A 19,589-nucleotide genomic window follows, 5' to 3' on the forward strand; every position below is an offset into this window, starting at 1 on the left:
TTTTTGGGATTTGTATTCCCTAGGCTGAGGGTGACCAGAAGGTCGATGCTGGTCTCTTCCGGTTCGTTGTGGCACGAGAATTACCTCCCGTATTGACCTTTTTCTTTATTTATTATTGTGCCTAAGAGGTTAGCCAAAAATCCGATCTAATAAAGTTTCCCTGCCCCCCTGGCCCTCTGGGCTTTCCTCTTTTTATGATTGCATAATTATGCATCTGGATGTATAATTATCGAGTATGGAGCTGGGCAGGGCCTAAGACATTGTCACTAATTGGAGGCGAAAACGTGATTCAGGCTGGAATCATAGGGGCAACTGGGTATACCGGGGCCGAGTTGGTTCGGCTCCTATGCATGCACCCCGAGGTACAAATACAGCTAATAAGCTCACGAAGTCATGCGGGGAAAAGGTTGGCAGAACTATACCCTAACCTCAACGGGTATGTAGACTTAATTTGCGAGCCCGAGGCTACCCTGGAGATGCTTTGTGGCTGCGATGTTGTTTTCATCGCTCTGCCTGCAGGGCATGCAGCAACCATAGTAAAAGGTATTGCCAGTTGGCAAGCAAAGGTGGGCCAGGATGCAGGTGGGCTAGCTCCAAAAGTCATCGACCTAGGAGCTGACTTTCGTTTGCGGGATCCGCAAGCCTATCAGGACTGGTACGGGATGACCCATGAGGCGCCAGAGTTTCTCTCCCGTAGCGTTTACGGGTTGCCTGAAATCCACCGGGACAAAATTGCTCACGCTGATCTAATAGCTAATCCCGGTTGCTACCCAACCGCTACCATCCTGGGGTTATTGCCCGGCCTTCGAGAAGGAATCCTAGATCTAGATTCTATAATTGTGGATGCTAAATCAGGCGTCTCTGGAGCCGGGCGAGAACTGCGCCTTTCCAGCCATTATGTAGAAGTGAATGAAGGCATTCACCCCTACCAAGCCGGTCGGCATCGTCACACTCCTGAAATCGAGCAAGAACTTGAGGCTTTGGCTGGCCGAAGCTTGACCATTACTTTTACCCCCCACTTGGTGCCCATGAGCCGGGGGATACTGGCAACTATTTATGCCCAACTTAAGGAACCAATTGGCAGTAAGGAACTTTGGGAAATCTACTATTTGCATTACCAAGACGAGCCTTTTATACAAGTTCTGCCAAAGGGACACTGGCCTCACACCCGCTGGACATATGGGTCCAATATGGTGCTGGTGGGATTAACCGTTGACCAACGCACGCAGCGGGCCATCATAGCAGTTGCCATTGATAATTTAGGCAAGGGGGCTTCTGGCCAAGCTGTACAGAATATGAATATTATGTTTGGCCTACCGGAAACCACCGGTCTGCTGATGCCGGGGCTGGTGCCTTGATCAGGTGTTCAAATTAGGGTGTAACTAGGGGGAAAGGCTAAGACTATGGCGATGGAACCAGAAGTGGAGATCATGTCACCAGAATTTGTTTTCGTTCCGGGGGGAGTAACTGCTGCTCGCGGGTTTAAAGCTGCCGGCGTCCATGCAGGGTTGAAGAAGAGTGGCAAACCGGATTTGGCACTGATTTACAGCCAAACCCAGAGTCGGGCAGCAGCGGTATTTACGCAAAACCTTGTCCAAGCCGCTCCTATCACCATCACCAAGAAGCACTTGGATGATGGTCAGCTCCAGGCAATTGTAGTTAATAGCGGTAATGCTAATGCCTGCACTGGAAAAGCTGGTTTGGAAGCGGCGACCACTATGGCTGATGTGGCAGGAGCGGCCCTTGGTATTCCTGCCTCCCTGGTGGGCGTAGCTTCCACGGGGGTTATCGGGGTGCCGCTACCGGTAGATTTGGTGGTCAGTGGAATAAAACTAGCTGCAGCCCAGTTAAGCGATACCGGGGGAGAGCAGGCGGCTCAAGCTATCCTCACTACTGATACTTTTGTCAAACAAACCGCGGTTCAGGTGAGCGTGGATGGAAGGCTAGTCACTGTCGGGGGAATGGCCAAGGGGTCGGGCATGATCCATCCCAACATGGCTACCATGCTGGCGTTTATTACTACCGATGCCCAGGTTGACTCCGAAGCTTTGGATCTGGCTTTGCGTACTGCGGTAGCCGATAGCTTTAACATGATTACCGTTGATGGCGATACCAGTACCAACGATATGGTGCTGGTGATGGCCAACGGGTGGGCCGGTAACCGCGAACTCAAGGAAGGCGTACCGGGGTGGTCTAGCTTCCAGGCAGCATTAAAGTACGTGTGTACTTATTTAGCCCGATGCATTGCCCGCGATGGTGAGGGCGCTACCAAACTGATTGAAGTGGTGGTCAAAGGAGCAAGAAGCATCGATGATGCTCGTTTAGCAGCGCGTTCAGTTGCTGGTTCGAACTTAGTGAAGGCCGCGATATTTGGAAGCGATGCCAATTGGGGGCGTATTCTGGCGGCTATAGGTTACTCAGGCGCTGTCTTTGATCCAGGTAAAGTTGACATCTTCCTTTCGGCACCCGGCGCTGGGTTGCAGGATTCAGGAAGCTACCCCACAGGTTGGGCGAGCCGCGGAATTAAGGTGGCCGGTGATGGGGTCGGACTGGATTTTGATGAAGCAGAAGCCAAGAAAATTCTCGGTAACTCAGAAATCGTCATAGTCGTAGATCTGAAAGAGGGCGAGAAAGAAGCTCGGGCTTGGGGTTGTGATTTAACTTACGATTATGTGCGCATAAACGCCGAGTATCGCAGCTGAAGCGCGTTGGGGGGAAGATATCAAATGGTGCTTACGGCCTTGGAAAAAGCAGGAATACTAATAGAGGCACTTCCCTACATACGCCGCTTTTATGGAAAGACGGTTGTAATCAAATATGGTGGGCATGCCATGACCGACTGCAAACTGAAAGAGGCCGTAATTCGGGACGTGATTTTGATGAAATTTGTAGGTATGCACCCAGTATTAGTACACGGCGGCGGACCTGAGATCACAGCTATGCTGGAGCGCTTACATATACCGTCAACTTTCGTAAACGGGGAGCGAGTAACTGATGCCTCCACCATGGAGATCGTGGAAATGGTGCTGGTGGGTAAAGTTAATAAGGAAATAGTGGCTCTCATCAACCGAGCTGGAGGCAAGGCAGTTGGCCTAAGCGGCAAAGATGGTTGTCTCATTCAAGCCAGCAAGAAGGAAGTGTCTGGCTCAGATCAGGCTGATTTAGGTTTTGTTGGCCAAATAGTAAATATAAACCCCGAGATTATTCGAACCGTGATTGATCAAGGGTATATACCGGTAGTTGCTCCGGTAGGCGTGGGAAATCAAGGGGAAGGGTACAACATCAATGCCGACTTTGTTGCCGGAGCTTTGGCTTCGGCGTTGCAGGCAGACAAATTGGTGCTCTTAACCGATGTGGAAGGAATCAAGGGGCCAGGTGGCAAAATCTTGTCATCTATTAGCACTTCCCAAGTGCCTACCTTGATAAGGGAAGGGATTATTAGAGGGGGGATGATTCCTAAAGTAAAGTGTTGCGTTGAAGCTTTGGAGAATGGCATCTCTTCAGCTCACATCATCGATGGACGCATCCCCCATTCCCTCTTGTTGGAGATTTTCACCGATGAAGGCATTGGGACTATGGTAACACGAGAAAAGCTTGCTAGCGAATAAAGGCACGGCGGGGGGTTTACTTTGGATAATCACGAGGTCATTAGTTTGGGTACCCAGTATATTATGTCAACTTATGCTCGACCGCCGGTGGCTATAGTTAAGGGCCAAGGGGTCAGAGTTTGGGATGCCGATGGTAAGTCATATCTAGATTTTGTAGCCGGAATCGCGGTCAATGCTTTAGGCCATTGCCACCCTAACGTAGTTCAAGCCATTAAAAATCAAGCCGAGAAGCTGATCCATTGTTCCAATTTATATTGGAGTGAGCCACAAGTAAGGCTGGCTGAGCTCCTGGCCAAGCATTCCGGCCTAGATCAGGTCTTCTTTTGTAACAGCGGCGCTGAGGCTAATGAAGCGGCCATTAAGCTGGCGCGGAAGTACAGCAAGGAACGCCGTGGGCCCAACCGCTATCATATCATTACCATGACGGGATCCTTCCATGGCCGGACCATGGGAGCCCTAACAGCTACGGCCCAGGAAAAGATTCATCACGGGTTTGAGCCCTTGCTGCCGGGTTTCAGTTATGCGCAGTTCAACGACTTGTCTGCGGTAGAGGCCAACATCCGACCTGAAACTTGTGCAGTTATGGTAGAACCGGTGCAAGGGGAAAGCGGGGTGAACTTGGCTGAACCTGGTTTCCTAATTGGGCTGGAAAAGGTATGTCGCCAACACCAATTGCTGCTGATTGTTGACGAAGTACAATGTGGTTTGGGGCGAACCGGTCAGTTTTTGGCCTTTCAGCATTTTGGTATCAGGCCAGATATAGTTGTTCTGGCCAAAGCTTTGGGTGGGGGTCTGCCCATAGGGGCAATTCTGGCTACTACCGAAGTAGCTTCAGCTTTCCGGCCCGGAAGCCATGGATCGACCTTTGGGGCCAATCCAGTTGCCTGTGCAGCTTCCGAGGCAGTCATTGAAACCTTGGAGAAGGAAGGCCTAATTGAAAATGCTCGTAAGCAGGGGGAATACTTCTTAAGGCGCCTTAAGGAGTTGGCTAGTTTGCCGCAATTTCGACCTCTAGTTAAGGACGTCCGGGGAATGGGGCTGATGCTGGCTATGGAACTAACTATTCCCGGGGCTCGAGTCGTAGATAGCTGTCGAGAAAAGGGGTTGCTCATTAACTGCACGGCCGAGAACGTGCTTCGCTTCTTGCCTCCCCTCATAGTTAACGCTGCTGAAATCGATGCGGCCGCTGCCATTTTAGCTGAAGCGTTGGAGGAGGAAACCCAATCCAATAGCAAGGAGGAACACTGAGTGCTAAGCATCGGTACGACTAAATTAGATGTCGGGCTTAAGGGGCGGGATTTACTGTCCCTGGCCGACCTCAATAGTGCTGAGGTGGGTCGCATCCTGGAGGTAGCCTTTGAACTTAAAAGAATGCAACGTCAGGGTGAGCCCCACCAATTGCTTCCAGGCAAGATCCTGGCCATGATCTTTCAAAAGCATTCCACTCGCACGCGAGTTTCATTTGAAGCGGGCATGTATCAACTGGGCGGCCGCCCCATGTTCCTGAGCGGCAGCGAACTACAGCTGGGTAGGGGAGAGTCTATCGCTGATACCGCACGAGTTTTGGCCCGCTACGTCGACGGGATTGTCATCCGTACTTACGAGCAGCAGGAGGTTGAGGAACTGGCTCGCTTTGCTGACGTACCGGTGATCAATGCACTTACCGATGCATTTCACCCCTGCCAAGTTCTGGCTGACTTGCTTACCATTCAAGAAAAGAAGCAAAGGTTGGCAGGGCTTGAGCTTGGCTATGTGGGTGATGGCAATAATGTTGCCCATTCCTTGTTGCATGGGGCGGCCTTGGTGGGGATGAATATTACGGTAGCTACCCCGCCTGGGTATGAGCCGAAAGCCACGGTGGTAGAGGAAGCGAGGAGGATTGCTAAGAGCGAGGCCGAGCGGCGGGGATGGCCAAAACCTGCGATCAACATAACCGATGATCCTCTGTTGGCAGCCCGCAATGCGGATATTCTCTATACTGACGTTTGGGCAAGCATGGGCCAAGAGGGAGAACAGGCCGAGCGACAAAGGGCTTTCGCCAGATATCAACTCAATGCTGATCTCCTTAAGCTGGCGAAGCCAGACTGCATGGTGATGCATTGCCTTCCTGCTCACCGGGGCGAGGAAATCACCGATGAGGTTATTGAGGGACCACAATCGGTGGTCTTCGACCAGGCTGAGAATCGCCTTCATGCTCAGAAAGCGCTTTTGGCTCTAGTAATGTAAGCTCAGGGCAGCAATTTTCTAGAAAGAGGTTGGTTTTATGGCTAAGGTAGTGCTGGCATACTCTGGGGGACTGGATACTTCGATAATAATACCCTGGCTTAAGGAGACCTATGGATATGATGTAATTGCCTTCACCGCTGACCTGGGCCAGGGTCAGGAACTAGAAGGAGTAAAAGATAAGGCTCTCAAAAGCGGAGCCAGTAAGGTCTACGTGGAAGACCTGCGCCGGGAATTTGTAACTGACTATATATTCCCCACGCTGCGGGCTGGAGCCATATATGAAGGCAAATACCTCCTCGGCACGTCTTTTGCCCGCCCCTTAATAGCCAAGAAACTGGTAGAGATAGCGGCGGTAGAAGGAGCAGACGCCGTGGCCCATGGGGCTACCGGGAAAGGCAATGACCAGGTGCGGTTTGAATTGGGAGTTAAGGCTCTAAATCCTGACCTAAAGATTATTGCTCCTTGGCGACTATGGAATATCCGATCCCGAGAGGAAGCGATTGACTATGCTCGCCTACGGGGCATAGAAGTTCCAGTAACCAAGGAGCATCCGTACAGCATGGATCGTAATCTCTGGCATTTAAGCCATGAGGGAGGAAAACTTGAGGATCCCAGCCAAGAGCCTCCTGAAGATGTATACCTGATTGTTACTCCGCCAGAAAAAGCTCCCGATCAACCCACTTATGTGGAAATAGGGTTCGAAAAAGGAACGCCTGTAAGCGTGGACGGCCAGGTTTTAGATCCCGTGCCCCTGATTGAGCGTTTAAATGAAATAGGTGCACGAAATGGCATTGGTATTGTCGACATGGTTGAAAACCGGTTAGTAGGAATAAAGTCCCGGGGGGTATATGAGTGTCCGGCTGGGACTCTGCTGATGTATGCTCACCGGGAGCTGGAATATCTAACTTTGGATCGGCAAACCATGCATTTTAAAGAAATAGTCGCCCAACGGTACGCGGACTTGGTTTACGACGGGGTTTGGTTTCATCCTCTCCGTGAAGCGCTTGACGCTTTTGTCGAGCGGACCCAAGAAACGGTTACCGGCAAGGTGCGGCTGAAACTTTATAAAGGCAATTGTATGCCTGCAGGAAGCACTTCCCCCTACTCACTTTACAGCCCGGAACTAGCGACGTTTGAGGCGGACGAGGTTTATAACCAAAAGGATGCGGAAGGCTTTATTAACCTCTTTGGATTACCTCTTAAAGTCCAAGCTTTGGTAAGGCGTCGGACCGGCAAGAAGTTACAGTCAGGTAAATAGGGCTTGGCAGCGGAAGGAATGATAGGATTGAAACTATGGGCTGGTAGATTTTCACAAGAAACCGACCGCTTGGCAAATAAGTTCCAGGCTTCCATATCCTTTGACCAGCGCTTGTACCGGCATGATATCCAGGGCAGCATAGCTCATGCCAAAATGCTGGCTAGCTGCGGTATCATTTCTGCTGATGAGTCTAAGCAGATTGTCGAAGGCCTTAAGCAGGTACTGCTAGACATTGAATCAGGACGGTCGGTGTTATCGGAAGAACAAGAGGATATCCACCTTAACATTGAATACCTGCTGACTCAAAAGATCGGCAAAGTAGGGGAAAAGCTGCACACGGCTCGCAGCCGAAATGATCAAGTAGCCTTGGACCTGCGGCTATATCTACGCGAAGAAATCTTGACCTTAATGACTTCCGTAGACAAGCTGATCGCTAAGTTTTTAACTTTGGCCGAGCAGCACCAGTCAACCATCATGCCCGGCTATACTCATTTGCAAAGAGCCCAGCCTATTACTTTGGGTCACCACCTGTGTGCTTATGCTTCCATGCTGATGAGGGACTTGGAGCGCTTGCGGGATACGTTTGACCGAGTCAACCAATGCCCCTTAGGTGCGGGTGCATTGGCGGGTACTACCCTTCCCATCGATCGGCAAATGGTAGCTGATCAATTAGGGTTCTCTGGGTTAATAGCCAATACCCTGGACGCGGTTAGCGATCGGGACTTCATTGTGGAATTCCTTAGCAGCGTTTCCATACTGATGATGCACTTAAGCCGCTTTAGCGAGGAGCTAATCCTTTGGGCATCAGCTGAATTTGCTTTTGTGGAAATTGACGATAGCTATGCTACTGGTTCCAGCATGATGCCACAGAAGAAAAACCCCGACATTGCTGAGCTGATCCGGGGCAAGACGGGAAGGGTATACGGCCACTTGCTTGGTTTATTAACTACCCTGAAGGGACTGCCTTTAGCTTACAACAAAGATCTGCAGGAAGACAAAGAAGGTTTATTCGATGCCATCGATACCGTCCTTGCTTGTGTTACGGTCTTGACGCAGATGCTAAACCACTTGCGCTTCAATAAGCAGCACATGTACGGACAGGCCAGCCAGGGCTTTGCTTGTGCTACCGACGTGGCCGAATACCTGGTAGCTCGAGGGATCCCCTTTCGGGAAGCACATGCCGTAGTAGGAAAGATAGTTGCATACGCGTTAAAAACCAATCGGGATTTGAGCCAGCTCGACCTGGGTGAATGGCGGCAGTTTTCGCCAGTGTTTAATGAAGACATTTTTCAGGTTATTAAGGTGGAGACGGCTGTGAATCGGCGCCGGACTATTGGTGGCCCGGCTCCAGAGGCCACAATAGCAGAAATTGGCCGGCTACGTTCTCGCCTAGCCGAACTTCGAAAATGGAAGGAGGAGAAAGCCAAGCAGGCAGGACTTGATGATCTGGCTGGAATGCCAGCTTGAGCTGCCTCAAGCCCAACTACCCAGCCTTGCCATGTCGCAGGGGCTGGTTACGGCTCAGTTTAGTACGGGAGGACGGTAGGATGAAGTGGGCAGCAATTTTATTGTATGTGGGTGTGTTGGTCACGGTAGGATTGCTTAGTGCTCGCAAGACCAAAAGCGTGAGTGATTTCTTCTTGGGTGGACGGTCTATTGGCCCGTGGATTTCAGCTTTTGCTTACGGTACCACCTACTTTTCGGCGGTAATCTTTATCGGTTATGCTGGAAAGATAGGCTGGGGTTTTGGCCTCAGTGACCTGTGGATCGTGGCTGGCAATGTTTTCTTGGGAACTTATTTGGCGTGGAAGGTATTGGCCCGACCTACTCGGGAGATGACGGCTCGACTAGGGGTTTTGACTATGCCCGCTTTTCTTGAGGCTCGCTACCAAAGCCGCGGCCTTAAGATCCTGGGTGCCTTGGTTATCTTTATTTTCTTGGTTCCGTACTCGGCCTCGGTGTATATGGGTTTAAGCTATCTCCTGGAGGGAATATTTGGTGTTCCTTATTTTGGAGCCTTGGCCCTGATCGCAGGGTTGACCGCTCTGTACTTGGTTTTGGGCGGTTACTTTGCGGTAACCTTGAATGATTTTATCCAGGGCCTCATCATGCTGGTTGGATCGGTGCTATTAATAAGTCATGTGTTGGCCCATCCTTGTGTAGGCGGCCTAGCCCAAGGAATTAGCAGACTTGCTAGTTATGATCCCGGTTTGGTCAAAGTAGTAGGGCCTCCCGGAGCAGTGCCGCTTTTCTCTCTGGTAATTTTGACTAGCTTGGGGACTTGGGGTCTTCCTCAGATGGTTCAGAAGTTCTATTCCATTAAAGACGAAAGGGGTATTCGGCCGGCCACGGTTGTCTCTAGCGTTTTTGCCCTCGTGATTACTTTCGCTGCCTATTTTACCGGCGCTTTGGGGCGGCTCTTTCTTAATAACCATATGCCGGTCTGGAACGGGCGCCCCAACCCGGACCTGGTTATGCCTCATGTAATAGCCCAAGCGCTTCCAGAAGTCCTGTCGGTGATAGTTCTGCTATTGGTCCTGGCTGCATCCATGTCTACCCTGGCTTCCTTAGTGTTAGTCTCAAGCTCCGCTATATCCTTGGATTTGGTAAAGGGAGCTCTTTTTCCGCGCATCGGCCAGAAGGCACAGGTATTGCTTCTTCGCACCTTTTGCCTGTTGTTTACTCTGCTATCGGTTGTAATTGCTCTTACTCCTACTTTCATTGTCACTTTGATGTCCATTTCTTGGGGTACAGTTGCTGGAGTATTCCTTGCTCCCTATCTGTACGGGTTGTATTACAAAGGTACCACTAGAGCCGGAGCTTGGGCAGGAGCAGTTACCGGCCTAGGGCTCTCGTTAGGCTTGGCTTGGTACTACCATATGGATGATAAACTGATCCCTACTATAGGTTCGGTGGCCATGATAGTTCCCTTAGTGGTGGTGCCGCTGATCAGCTGGGTTACCAATAAGCTGAGAGAAGAGCACTTATCTTGAGTATTTGGCGATAGGGGTAGATTTAGGAAGGACGGAACGGCTCTTGATGATGTTGGATAAGATCATGAACGGTTAAGGCAGGATTTATGGGATGCTTTCGCGAATTGGAAGGACCGATAAGGAAAACAGCGCACCCATTACCCACTGGCCGCACCGGTTTGAAGCCCAAGATTACGGCTGGTCTAGCCTGTAGGCAAATACGGCGCTGCGGGTAGGGGCAAGGCGCATAATCAGCTGAGCTGGCGATTACGAAGGGAAGGTAGCGGAGAAGGATGCGGCAATTGCTGTCTGGAAATGAGGCGATAGCTCGGGGAGCTTATGAGGCGGGAGTACGAGTCGCTGCGGCCTACCCTGGGACGCCCAGTACGGAAATACTGGAGAACATAGCCGAATACCCGGAAATATATGCTGAGTGGTCGCCCAACGAAAAAGTGGCTCTAGAAGTAGGAGCGGGAGCGGCCATGGCAGGGGCCCGGGCCTTAGTGGCCATGAAACACGTAGGCTTGAATGTAGCCGCCGACCCCTTCTTTACCTTAGCCTATACCGGTGTCAACGGTGGCTTAGTAGTGGTCTCGGCCGACGACCCAGGAATGCATAGTTCCCAAAACGAGCAGGACAACCGCTTATATGCGCGGGCAGCCCAAGTACCGATGCTGGAGCCAAGCGATAGCCAAGAGGCTAAGGACTTTGTCAAAGTAGCACTGGATCTTTCCGAGCAATACGATACCCCGGTTTTAATGCGAATCACCACCCGAATAGCCCATTCCAAATCCTTGGTAGAACTGGCGGAGCGGGCGGAAATACCGCTAAGATCGTATATCAAGGATACAGGGAAATACGTTATGCTGCCTGGCTTTGCCCGAGAGCGGCACCCACTGTTATTAAAGCGAATGGAGCAGCTGGGAGAATTTAGTAATACCAGTGACTTACAGAAGGTGGAGTGGGGGGTCGGAAAGCGGCATATTGGTTTTATTTGTGCGGGAGTAGCCTATCAATACGTTCGAGAATCATTTCCCGAAGCCTCCATCCTGAAGCTGGGTATGACCTATCCTTTGCCAAGGCGACTGATCGAGGAGTTCGCCTCCCAGGTGGATGAGCTCTACGTGATTGAGGAACTAGAACCCTTCATGGAAGATCAGCTAAAAGCTTGGGGGATAAAGGTAGAGGGCAAATCCCGGCTTCCCCGAGTGGGGGAGTTATCTCCGGAGATAATCCACCAGAGCTTTGTAATACAGTTGGGGCCCACAAACAAGGGCGATGTGCCTTTCCCGGTCCCAGCTTCCCAACCTTCTGATCCGGAAATGGATATGGCAGAAGAACCAGATGCAGTAACACCGACAATAGACTGGTGCTTCCAAGCTATTCCTGGCCGGCCGCCGGTTCTTTGCCCGGGGTGTCCTCACCGAGGGGTATTCTACGCCTTGCAGCGTTTGCGCTTGACCGTTACCGGCGATATTGGTTGTTATACCTTGGGGGCATTGCGCCCGCTAAGTAGCATGGACAGTTGCCTTTGCATGGGGGCAAGCATTAGCATGGCCCATGGAATGGAGAAAGCCCGAGGAAAGGATACGGGCCAAAGGACGGTAGCGGTTATCGGTGACTCAACTTTTCTGCACTCGGGCATCGCTCCGTTAATGGATGTAGTATATAACCGAGGTTCTAGCACGGTTATTATTCTCGATAATCGTACTACGGCTATGACTGGCCACCAGGACCACCCCGGAACTGGATTTACTATCCGCCGAGAGCCTACTTGGGCTGTTGATCTAGAGGCTTTGTGTAGGGCATTAGGCGTTAAGCAGATTTGGGTGCTAGATCCACTGGACTTGGATAAGTTGCGCGAGGGTATTCGTAAAGCAACTGAAGCTGACGAACCCTCCGTGATCATTGCTCGCCATCCTTGCGTTCTTCTGGAAAATCCTTTCCAGGATCGTCTATATCAAGTTATACCCGATAAATGCGTCTCCTGTGGTCTGTGCCGAGACTTAGGATGTCCAGGACTGATATTTGAGCTACGTTCGTTGCTTCCAGAGACAGGGTCGTCTAGCGCTGAGAGATTGTTGCCCAGGATCGATCCTGATCAATGCAGAGGGTGTGGACTCTGCGCGCAAGTATGTAACCACCAAGCCATAGCAGAGGTGCCAAAAAGCCAGGGCGCGGAGGAGGGGTGACTTTGGGCGAAGAGAGGATAAGCAAAAAAGATATACTCTTGGTAGGGGTAGGCGGCCAGGGTACAGTCCTAGCTGGCAAAATACTAGCCCAGGTGGGAGTTAAGGCTGGATTAGCTGCCAAAGTCTCCGAGATTCATGGCATGGCTCAGCGCGGAGGTGGCGTAGTTACTCAGGTTCGTTTGGGCTCTTCAGTTTCTTCGCCAGTTGTTTCCAGGGGGCAAGTGGATGCGATTATAGCCTTTGAGAAATTGGAGGCAGCTCGGTGGATTCCTTATCTGAGCTCCCAGGGGTGGATGATTGTCAACGATCAGGAAGTCATGCCTTTACCGGTCTTGGCCGGGGAGGCCGTATACCCGGCTGGTATAATTGGCCAACTATGTTGCCAGCTCCACCAACTTCGCGTCGTGCAGGCCGTAAAGCTAGCGACTGAATGCGGTTCCCCTCGATCTATGAATCTAGTGCTTCTGGGCATTCTTGCTCCTTCTTTAGGGTTCCCGCGGACCCTGTGGGAGGAAGTGATCGCCGAGGCTGTTCCCCCTAGCACTCGGGAAGTGAATCTAAAAGCCTTTGGACGAGGCTGGGCCTTAGAAAGCACTGCTTAATCTAGTCGCTTTCAAAAATCGATAACTAGATTTGCAACCCTAAGGAACTATTTGCCCCTTCACCTATGTGCAGGGGTTTTTCTACCATCGTCCAAAAAGTGCTGGTTCGTCAGTTGCGGCGGTTCCGGCGTTCTCATCTATCCCACAAACGCAGCGGAAACAAAGCCAGAGTGATATTGGCCGCTGTCCATTTTAAGCAAAAAAATTCCCCCGATGACAGGAAAAGGTTATCCTATATCGAATAGAAAAACATATAGTATAACACATTTCTTGTTGAGTTTAGGGGGTATGAAGCTTGAGCAAAATAACGCTTACAGTTATAAAGGCTGACGTAGGTGGTTACGTGGGCCATTCAGGAGTGCACCCAGCATTGATAGAGCGCGCCCAGGAAGTCCTCAGCGCCAGCGATCTACTGGTTGATTATTATGTTACCCATGTTGGAGACGATTTAAATTTGATAATGACCCATAAATATGGAATGGATGATGCCCGGATTCATGAGTTAGCTTGGAATACGTTTACTGCCTGTACTAGCACGGCCAAAGAGCTGAAACTATATGGGGCCGGGCAAGATCTGTTAAGTGATGCTTTTTCTGGAAATGTCAAGGGCATGGGTCCTGGAGTAGCAGAGATGGAATTCGAAGAACGAAAGAGCGAGCCGGTAGTAGTGTTTATGGCTGACAAGACTGAGCCTGGAGCTTGGAACCTGCCGCTTTATAAAATGTTTGCCGACCCCTTTAATACTATTGGATTAGTTATAGATCCCAAAATGCACGAAGGGTTCTGCTTTGAGGTACATGACTTAATTAATAGCCAAAAAGTGCTGTTTAACACGCCGGAGGAAATTTATGACTTATTGGTGTTCATAGGTGCTCCTGGGCATTATTGTATTAAGGCAGTCTACACTAAGAACGGCGAAATTGCTGCTAGCTCTAGCACCCAGCGTCTCAATCTTATGGCTGGCCGTTACGTGGGAAAAGACGACCCGGTGCTAATTGTTCGCTGCCAGAGCGGTCTTCCTGCTTTAGGAGAGGTTCTAGAACCCTTCAGTTTCCCTCACCTGGTTGCAGGATGGATGCGGGGTTCGCACCATGGGCCATTGATGCCAGTATCGGTAGATCAATCCACACCTACTCGCTTTGATGGCCCACCCCGGGTTGTAGCTTTAGGGTTCCAAATTGCCAATGGCAAGCTGGTCGGGCCCCAAGATCTTTTTGCTGATCCGGCCTTTGATCGGGCTCGCCAAACTGCTAATGAAGTCGCTGATTATCTGAGGCGCTTGGGCCCATTTGAGCCCCACCGTTTAGGGTTGGGGGAGATGGAATATACCACCATGCCGGAAGTATTACGCAAGCTGGCGAATCGGTTTATGCCTATTGGGGAAGAGGATAAACCGCTGCGCGAGGTGGCTGGTGGTAAGGGCAGATAAAACTTAATTGTGGCGTTCTTTAAGGGCAAGAATGGCCCTGGTCGGTACAGGAGGCCGGGGCCTTTCTTTTGGTCCGGTAATTTTGGTTAAAATAGTAACTGGCTGCAGTTAATCAAATAGGCGGAAGGAGAGGGCAAGCTGGTGCGGATATCCGGTCGCGAAGACTTGAGGTTACGGCTAGCCAGTATTGATGGCAAAGGTTATAAAGCTTACCAGGATATTGAGGGGGCTTATGACTTTGGTTTCTTTACGTTATATGTTGACCATGCGCAGAGCGACCCATTTGCGCCGCCGTCGCGCCTTAGGGCCCGCGTTAGCCAGAGGGTAGCAGGATTTCCGGCGGAACTTTGGGCCAATCGCGCGCGGCGTTTGGGTCTAGAGGATTATCTCACCAGAGCGTTTGCGGAGATCTCTCGACGAAGTGCTGGGAATCGCCAGGGTACCGGTCATAGCGGTATGGTTTCCATCCAACGCTGTGGCCAGGAAGTGCTCGAGAGGACTTCGGTACGCGTCACTGAAGATATGGTTGAGGCAAGATTTGTAGTTGGTTTGCCGGCGGCGGGGCGGCGCATCTTGGGGCGGGCGGCCATTAGCATCCTTTGTGACCTAGTTCCGAGATTGGTGGAAGCTAGCCTGCTCTACCGTAATCTACCCGCCGAACAAGTACGTAAGCACGTAGAAAACGTAGAAGATGCCGAGTTCGTGCGGAGCCAATTGCCAAAGTTGGGTTTGGTGGCTTTCATTGGCGACGGATCGATATTGCCCCGGGAAAGTGGTGCTAGCGACCGACCTCTGCGCCAGGGGAGAGTTATTTCGTTTCGTGCTCCAGAGGAATACAAGGTCAGCCTGAAGCTTCCTAACCGGGGCGAGGTGACTGGGATGGGCATACCTGCCGGAGTTACCTTAATTGTGGGAGGAGGCTACCACGGCAAGTCTACCCTATTAAGGGCTATTGAACGTGGGGTATATAATCACATTCCTGGTGATGGGCGTGAGTTGGCGATTACCGTGGGCGATGCTGTGAAAATCCGAGCTGAAGACGGACGCAGCGTAAGCGGTGTGGACATTAGCTCCTTTATCAATAACTTACCCTTTGGTCAAGGCACTGAAAATTTTTCTACTCCCAACGCCAGCGGGAGCACATCCCAAGCTGCCAACATTATCGAAGCCTTAGAAGCTGGGGCTAAATTGCTACTTCTGGACGAGGATACTAGCGCCACTAATTTTATGTTGCGGGATAGCAGGATGCAGCGGCTGGTACCAAAGAACAACGAACCGATCACGCCTTTTATTGACCGGGTACGAGAGCTATACCACAACTTTGGGGTCTCTAGCATCCTAGTTATCGGTGGGGCTGGAGACTACTTAGATGTTGCTGACCGGGTATTAATGATGCAAAACTTCTTGCCTTACGATGTTACTGATCGGGCACGGGAAGTGGCAAAACTTGAGCCTACTGGCCGCCAGCTTGAACCCAACCAGCCTATGTCCGTTAGGTCGCGCATTCCGCTGCCAGCTAGTTTTGGTTTGGACTCCCGGCACAAAGTCAAAGCCAAGGGAACAGATGTGGTGCTTTGGGGGCACGAGGAGCTGGATTTAAGCAACCTAGAACAACTGGTGGACCCAGCTCAGGCCAACGCCATTGCGGCCATGATACGCTATGCTGTGGACCGTCACTACATTGATGGCAGTAGAACCTTGAGCCAGGTTTTGGATGCCCTCCTAAAAGACTGTCGGGATCATGGTTTAGAAATTATTTCCCCTTTTCGGGGTCAGCATCCCGGCGAATACGCTATGCCTCGCCGCTTTGAAATAGCAGCAGCCGTCAACCGTTTTCGCCGCTTGCAGGTCCGGCAAGCTTAATTCTTGCAAACCGACGCCCTTGACATGACGTACCACTTACTCTAGGATATGCATTCAGTTAATGCTTCGTATTCGAAGCTTCTTTTTGATCACTGTGCGGAAGGAGGGGTAACGATTGACTAAAGAAATTGGCTCAAGGGTAGGGCCAGGTTATAAGTGGATAGCTCTATCTTGTACTACTGTGGGTGCACTGCTATCGGTCTTAAACGGTAGCACCCTGATGATCGCTTTGCCAGAAATTGCTCACCAATTGCGCGCAAGCATGGAAGTTGTAATCTGGGTCATTATGGGGTACATGCTGGCCATAACTATTCTGGTCCCATCCATCGGCCGGGTGGCAGACATATTTGGCAGAAAACGCTTGTATGTATGGGGCTTTGGCATATTTACCTTAATGTCATTCTTGGGTGGGTGGGCTCGTACTGGAACCGAGCTGCTGGTGGCGCGCACGTTATCGGCGGTGGGTGGGGCTCTAATGCTCGCTAATAGTACCGCCATCGTTACCGATGCTTTTCCTAGGGGTGAGCTGGGTAAGGCTTTGGGCGTAAATGCTATGGTCATTTCGGCCGCATCGGTGGTAGGGCCGATTCTGGGAGGGTTCCTTACCTCCATGGGTTGGCGTTGGGTTTTCTGGTTTAACGTTCCCTTAGGTGTATTGGGGACGGTTTGGGCAGGCACTCGGCTGCGAGAGTTGGTATGTTTACCGGAGGGCCAACGCTTTGACTGGCCAGGGACGATAAGCTTCACCTTAGGTTTACTGGCTATTCTGGTAGGCTTGACTTTTGGCAGCATGATTGGCTGGCTGAGCTTTCCCATTGTGTCAGCCATGTTGGTCGGGCTTGGCTTGCTGGCCTTGTTTATTTGGATTGAAAACTGTGTGGATCAGCCTATGCTGGATCTAACGCTCTTCAGAAACCGCTTTCTTGCGGCAGCGTATGCCAGCAACTTCTTAAATGGTTTAGCCAGAGGGGCAGTTACTTTTTTGCTGATTTTCTTCTTTCAGGGGGTAAAGGGCTTGTCGCCCCTCCAGGCTGGAATAGCCATGACTCCATTTGCGTTGGTAATGATGGTAGTAGGTCCGCTCAGTGGAATGCTATCGGATCGCTTAGGCTCAAGAGGGCTAAGCTCAGCTGGCTTAGCTATTTCGGCCATAGGCCTCCTAGGTCTGACTCGACTTCAGCCTACGACCTCCATGGCAGAAATCGTAATCTGGATGCTAATAATGGGGGCAGGATCGGGACTATTCTTTTCTCCCAACACCAACGCTATTATGGGGGCTGTCCCGGCTGAAAGGCGAGGCATAGCCGCGGGAACGCGCACCATGATGAACAATGCCGGTATGCTGGTCAGCATAGCCATGACCATGGCCCTAACGGCTTCCTCCGTTAATGCCCAAGTTATGCAAGGACTCTTTGCCCATACGGGGATAACTGTAGATCAGGCGGCTGTTGGTGGCTTTGTTCATAGTCTACACCTAGCTTTCATGATATCGTTTGTGATAAGCTTGGTAGCGGCTGGCATTTCCCTGTTGCGGGGTGACATGCCCGACACTGCCGATTCAAATGCATCCAAACCAAGCTTAGAGGTTGCCCACCGCTGATGGCAAGTCAATTACTGCCATGAAAGTTGGAACTGGTGGAAAGTGGACATGGCCTTAATACGGTTTGGAACATACTTCCATGAATGTAAAGCTATCATCTTTGACAAAGATGGAACCTTGCTCGATACTTTTGCCATCTGGCCACGTTTAATTAAGCGACGCTTGGAATTTCTGAGTCGCGAAATATCGCTAGGACCTGAACAATCTTTGCGGGTGGCGCAGGCTATGGGGTGGGCTACGGCTGGAGAAAAGTGCTGGGTAATGAGGCGTAGTCCCATCGTGCTGGGTACTCGGGAGCAAACGGCTGCAGCGGTAAGCACGGTCTTATATTTAGACCTGGGGTTACCTTGGGACGAAGCCATGAATAAGGTGCTAAAGGCCTTTTCTGCATGCGATCAGGAGTTGGGGGTGGAGTGGCAGGCAATACCCATTCCCGGAGTACCGGAAATGCTGCGGCGACTGGCCGAGGAAGGGTGCCAAGTAGCCCTAGCTACCAACGACAGCCTTGAGCGCGCTCGGCAACTCATGGTAGCAGCTAAACTGGATCCCTATATAACCGCGTACGCTTGCCGCGATGAAGTATCAGATGGCAAACCTGCGCCTGACATGGTTGAGCTGGCTTGCCGTCGTTTAGGCATTAGCCCGCATGAGTGTGCTGTAGTGGGTGATTCAATACTGGATATGCGGATGGGGAAGGCAGCAGGGGTAGGATTGACGGTAGGCGTCCTAACTGGTGCCTTCACCCAAGAAGAATTCTCTGGGTGGACCGATGTAGTCATTGCTAGCGCCGCTATGATCTCGCCGGTTGGTTCCTGAGCTTTTTGTACGGAAGGGGAGCTGGACTACTTGCAGATGGATCTAGAATGTATTCCTTGTATAATTCGCCAAGCCTTGGGCGGAACCAGGTTGGTTACCGAGGATGTTGCAATTCAGGAACAAGTGCTTCGCCAAGTGCTCCTTCTTTTAAGCAAGATTGATTGGTGCCAGCCTCCTCCTGCTGCAATCCAGGCCGTGCAGGGAGAGCTAGTTTCAGTTGTCAATCAGGTAGACCCGTATGCCCAGGTAAAACGGGACTTCACCAAGCTTGCCCTATCCATTTATCCCGAGCTCCAAAGCCGGGTCGAGCAGGCCGATGATCGATTTGGAGCTGCGGTTCGAATAGCTATTATTGGAAACGTAATTGATTTTGGCGTTAACGCGGACTTGAAGGTTGACACCTTTCTTGAGGCCGTCCAAGAGTGTTTCCAGGCTGACCTGGATCAAGTGGCACTGAATCGTTTTCGGGAGGCAGCAGCCAGAGCCCAAACAATTTTATATCTGGCTGATAATGCGGGAGAAATTGTCTTTGACCGCTTGCTACTGGGTGAGCTCAAGCGGCTAGGCCGGCCCGCCATCACGGTGGTGGTCAAAGGGCGCCCAACTTTAAATGATGCTACCATGGAGGATGCCAAGGCAGCAGAGATAACTGAACAGTATCCAGTTATTGATAACGGATCTGACGCTCCGGGAACTATCCTAGCCGACTGCTCACCAGAATTCCGCCGCCGATTTGAAATGGTTGATTTGGTTATTGCCAAGGGGCAAGCCAATTATGAGACTCTCAGCGATGCCAAGCAGCATATCTTCTTTTTGCTCAAGGCTAAGTGTCCGATAATTGCTCGAGATATTGGCTGCAAGGTGGGGGATTTAGTCATTAAAGAACATAGGGAAGACCAGTCGAGAGGTTAAGGGGCCAGGGTAGGCCTTGCAGGAAAAGCTGGAAAGGTTGGCCGCCGAGTTATTCCTCGGCGTTGTCTATCGTAGTTAAATATGTTATCATCTATGCTAAATTCATGGGTG

Annotated in this window: 15 protein-coding genes and 1 other annotated feature (1 of these 16 cut by a window edge); all 15 genes read left to right on the forward strand. The window is 51.1% G+C overall.

What is annotated here, in order from left to right:
• Window positions 1–284: 284 nt before the first annotated feature.
• The 15 genes from H5U02_02670 (at window position 285) to H5U02_02740 (ending at window position 19,478) form a co-directional block, all read left to right on the forward strand.
• Window positions 285–1,358 (forward strand): N-acetyl-gamma-glutamyl-phosphate reductase, encoded by a 1,074-nt coding sequence (locus tag H5U02_02670; GenBank protein MBC7341344.1) that lies wholly within the window; start codon window positions 285–287, stop codon window positions 1,356–1,358.
• A gap of 72 nt (window positions 1,359–1,430) precedes the next feature.
• A complete protein-coding gene (argJ, locus tag H5U02_02675) occupies window positions 1,431–2,702 on the forward strand; it encodes a bifunctional glutamate N-acetyltransferase/amino-acid acetyltransferase ArgJ (GenBank protein MBC7341345.1) in 1,272 nt (423 codons plus the stop codon).
• A 24-nt stretch (window positions 2,703–2,726) separates the two neighbouring features.
• The gene (gene argB, locus H5U02_02680) at window positions 2,727–3,608 is read left to right on the forward strand and encodes an acetylglutamate kinase (protein MBC7341346.1); all 882 of its coding nucleotides are present in this window, start codon (window positions 2,727–2,729) and stop codon (window positions 3,606–3,608) included.
• A gap of 21 nt (window positions 3,609–3,629) precedes the next feature.
• Window positions 3,630–4,856 carry an acetylornithine transaminase gene (locus tag H5U02_02685; protein MBC7341347.1) on the forward strand — a complete coding sequence of 409 codons (1,227 nt, stop codon included), beginning with the start codon at window positions 3,630–3,632 and terminating at the stop codon, window positions 4,854–4,856.
• Window positions 4,857–4,865: 9 nt separating this feature from the next.
• A complete protein-coding gene (gene argF / locus H5U02_02690) occupies window positions 4,866–5,834 on the forward strand; it encodes an ornithine carbamoyltransferase (protein MBC7341348.1) in 969 nt (322 codons plus the stop codon).
• Between the two features lie 37 nt (window positions 5,835–5,871).
• Window positions 5,872–7,092 (forward strand): argininosuccinate synthase, encoded by a 1,221-nt coding sequence (locus tag H5U02_02695; GenBank protein ID MBC7341349.1) that lies wholly within the window; start codon window positions 5,872–5,874, stop codon window positions 7,090–7,092.
• Window positions 7,093–7,119: 27 nt separating this feature from the next.
• Window positions 7,120–8,559 carry an argininosuccinate lyase gene (gene argH / locus H5U02_02700; protein MBC7341350.1) on the forward strand — a complete coding sequence of 480 codons (1,440 nt, stop codon included), beginning with the start codon at window positions 7,120–7,122 and terminating at the stop codon, window positions 8,557–8,559.
• Between the two features lie 80 nt (window positions 8,560–8,639).
• A complete protein-coding gene (locus H5U02_02705) occupies window positions 8,640–10,085 on the forward strand; it encodes a sodium:solute symporter (GenBank protein ID MBC7341351.1) in 1,446 nt (481 codons plus the stop codon).
• 272 nt (window positions 10,086–10,357) lie between these two features.
• Complete coding sequence (iorA, locus tag H5U02_02710; protein MBC7341352.1) at window positions 10,358–12,256, forward strand: indolepyruvate ferredoxin oxidoreductase subunit alpha; 1,899 nt, start codon at window positions 10,358–10,360, stop codon at window positions 12,254–12,256.
• A gap of 17 nt (window positions 12,257–12,273) precedes the next feature.
• Complete coding sequence (locus tag H5U02_02715) at window positions 12,274–12,858, forward strand: indolepyruvate oxidoreductase subunit beta (GenBank protein MBC7341353.1); 585 nt, start codon at window positions 12,274–12,276, stop codon at window positions 12,856–12,858.
• A 295-nt stretch (window positions 12,859–13,153) separates the two neighbouring features.
• Window positions 13,154–14,287: a fructose 1,6-bisphosphatase gene (locus H5U02_02720; protein MBC7341354.1), complete on the forward strand. Its 1,134-nt coding sequence runs from the start codon at window positions 13,154–13,156 to the stop codon at window positions 14,285–14,287.
• A 147-nt stretch (window positions 14,288–14,434) separates the two neighbouring features.
• Window positions 14,435–16,150: an ABC-ATPase domain-containing protein gene (locus H5U02_02725; GenBank protein ID MBC7341355.1), complete on the forward strand. Its 1,716-nt coding sequence runs from the start codon at window positions 14,435–14,437 to the stop codon at window positions 16,148–16,150.
• A 127-nt stretch (window positions 16,151–16,277) separates the two neighbouring features.
• A complete protein-coding gene (locus H5U02_02730) occupies window positions 16,278–17,750 on the forward strand; it encodes an MFS transporter (protein ID MBC7341356.1) in 1,473 nt (490 codons plus the stop codon).
• A 48-nt stretch (window positions 17,751–17,798) separates the two neighbouring features.
• A complete protein-coding gene (locus H5U02_02735) occupies window positions 17,799–18,566 on the forward strand; it encodes an HAD family hydrolase (protein ID MBC7341357.1) in 768 nt (255 codons plus the stop codon).
• 30 nt (window positions 18,567–18,596) lie between these two features.
• A complete protein-coding gene (locus H5U02_02740) occupies window positions 18,597–19,478 on the forward strand; it encodes a DUF89 family protein (GenBank protein MBC7341358.1) in 882 nt (293 codons plus the stop codon).
• Window positions 19,479–19,586: 108 nt separating this feature from the next.
• Window positions 19,587–19,589: a binding site (T-box leader), on the forward strand; it runs 234 nt beyond the window's last position.

The sequence above is a fragment of the Clostridia bacterium genome, from assembly GCA_014360065.1.
Classification (GTDB): domain Bacteria; phylum Bacillota; class DSM-521; order Neomoorellales; family JACIYF01; genus JACIYF01.

Coding starts and splice junctions, on each gene's coding strand:
- argJ (MBC7341345.1), top strand. CDS start 1,431: ATGTCACCAGAATTTGTTTTCGTTCCGGGGGGAGTAACTGCTGCTCGC.
- argB (MBC7341346.1), top strand. CDS start 2,727: ATGGTGCTTACGGCCTTGGAAAAAGCAGGAATACTAATAGAGGCACTT.
- H5U02_02695 (MBC7341349.1), top strand. CDS start 5,872: ATGGCTAAGGTAGTGCTGGCATACTCTGGGGGACTGGATACTTCGATA.
- H5U02_02705 (MBC7341351.1), top strand. CDS start 8,640: ATGAAGTGGGCAGCAATTTTATTGTATGTGGGTGTGTTGGTCACGGTA.
- iorA (MBC7341352.1), top strand. CDS start 10,358: ATGCGGCAATTGCTGTCTGGAAATGAGGCGATAGCTCGGGGAGCTTAT.
- H5U02_02735 (MBC7341357.1), top strand. CDS start 17,799: ATGGCCTTAATACGGTTTGGAACATACTTCCATGAATGTAAAGCTATC.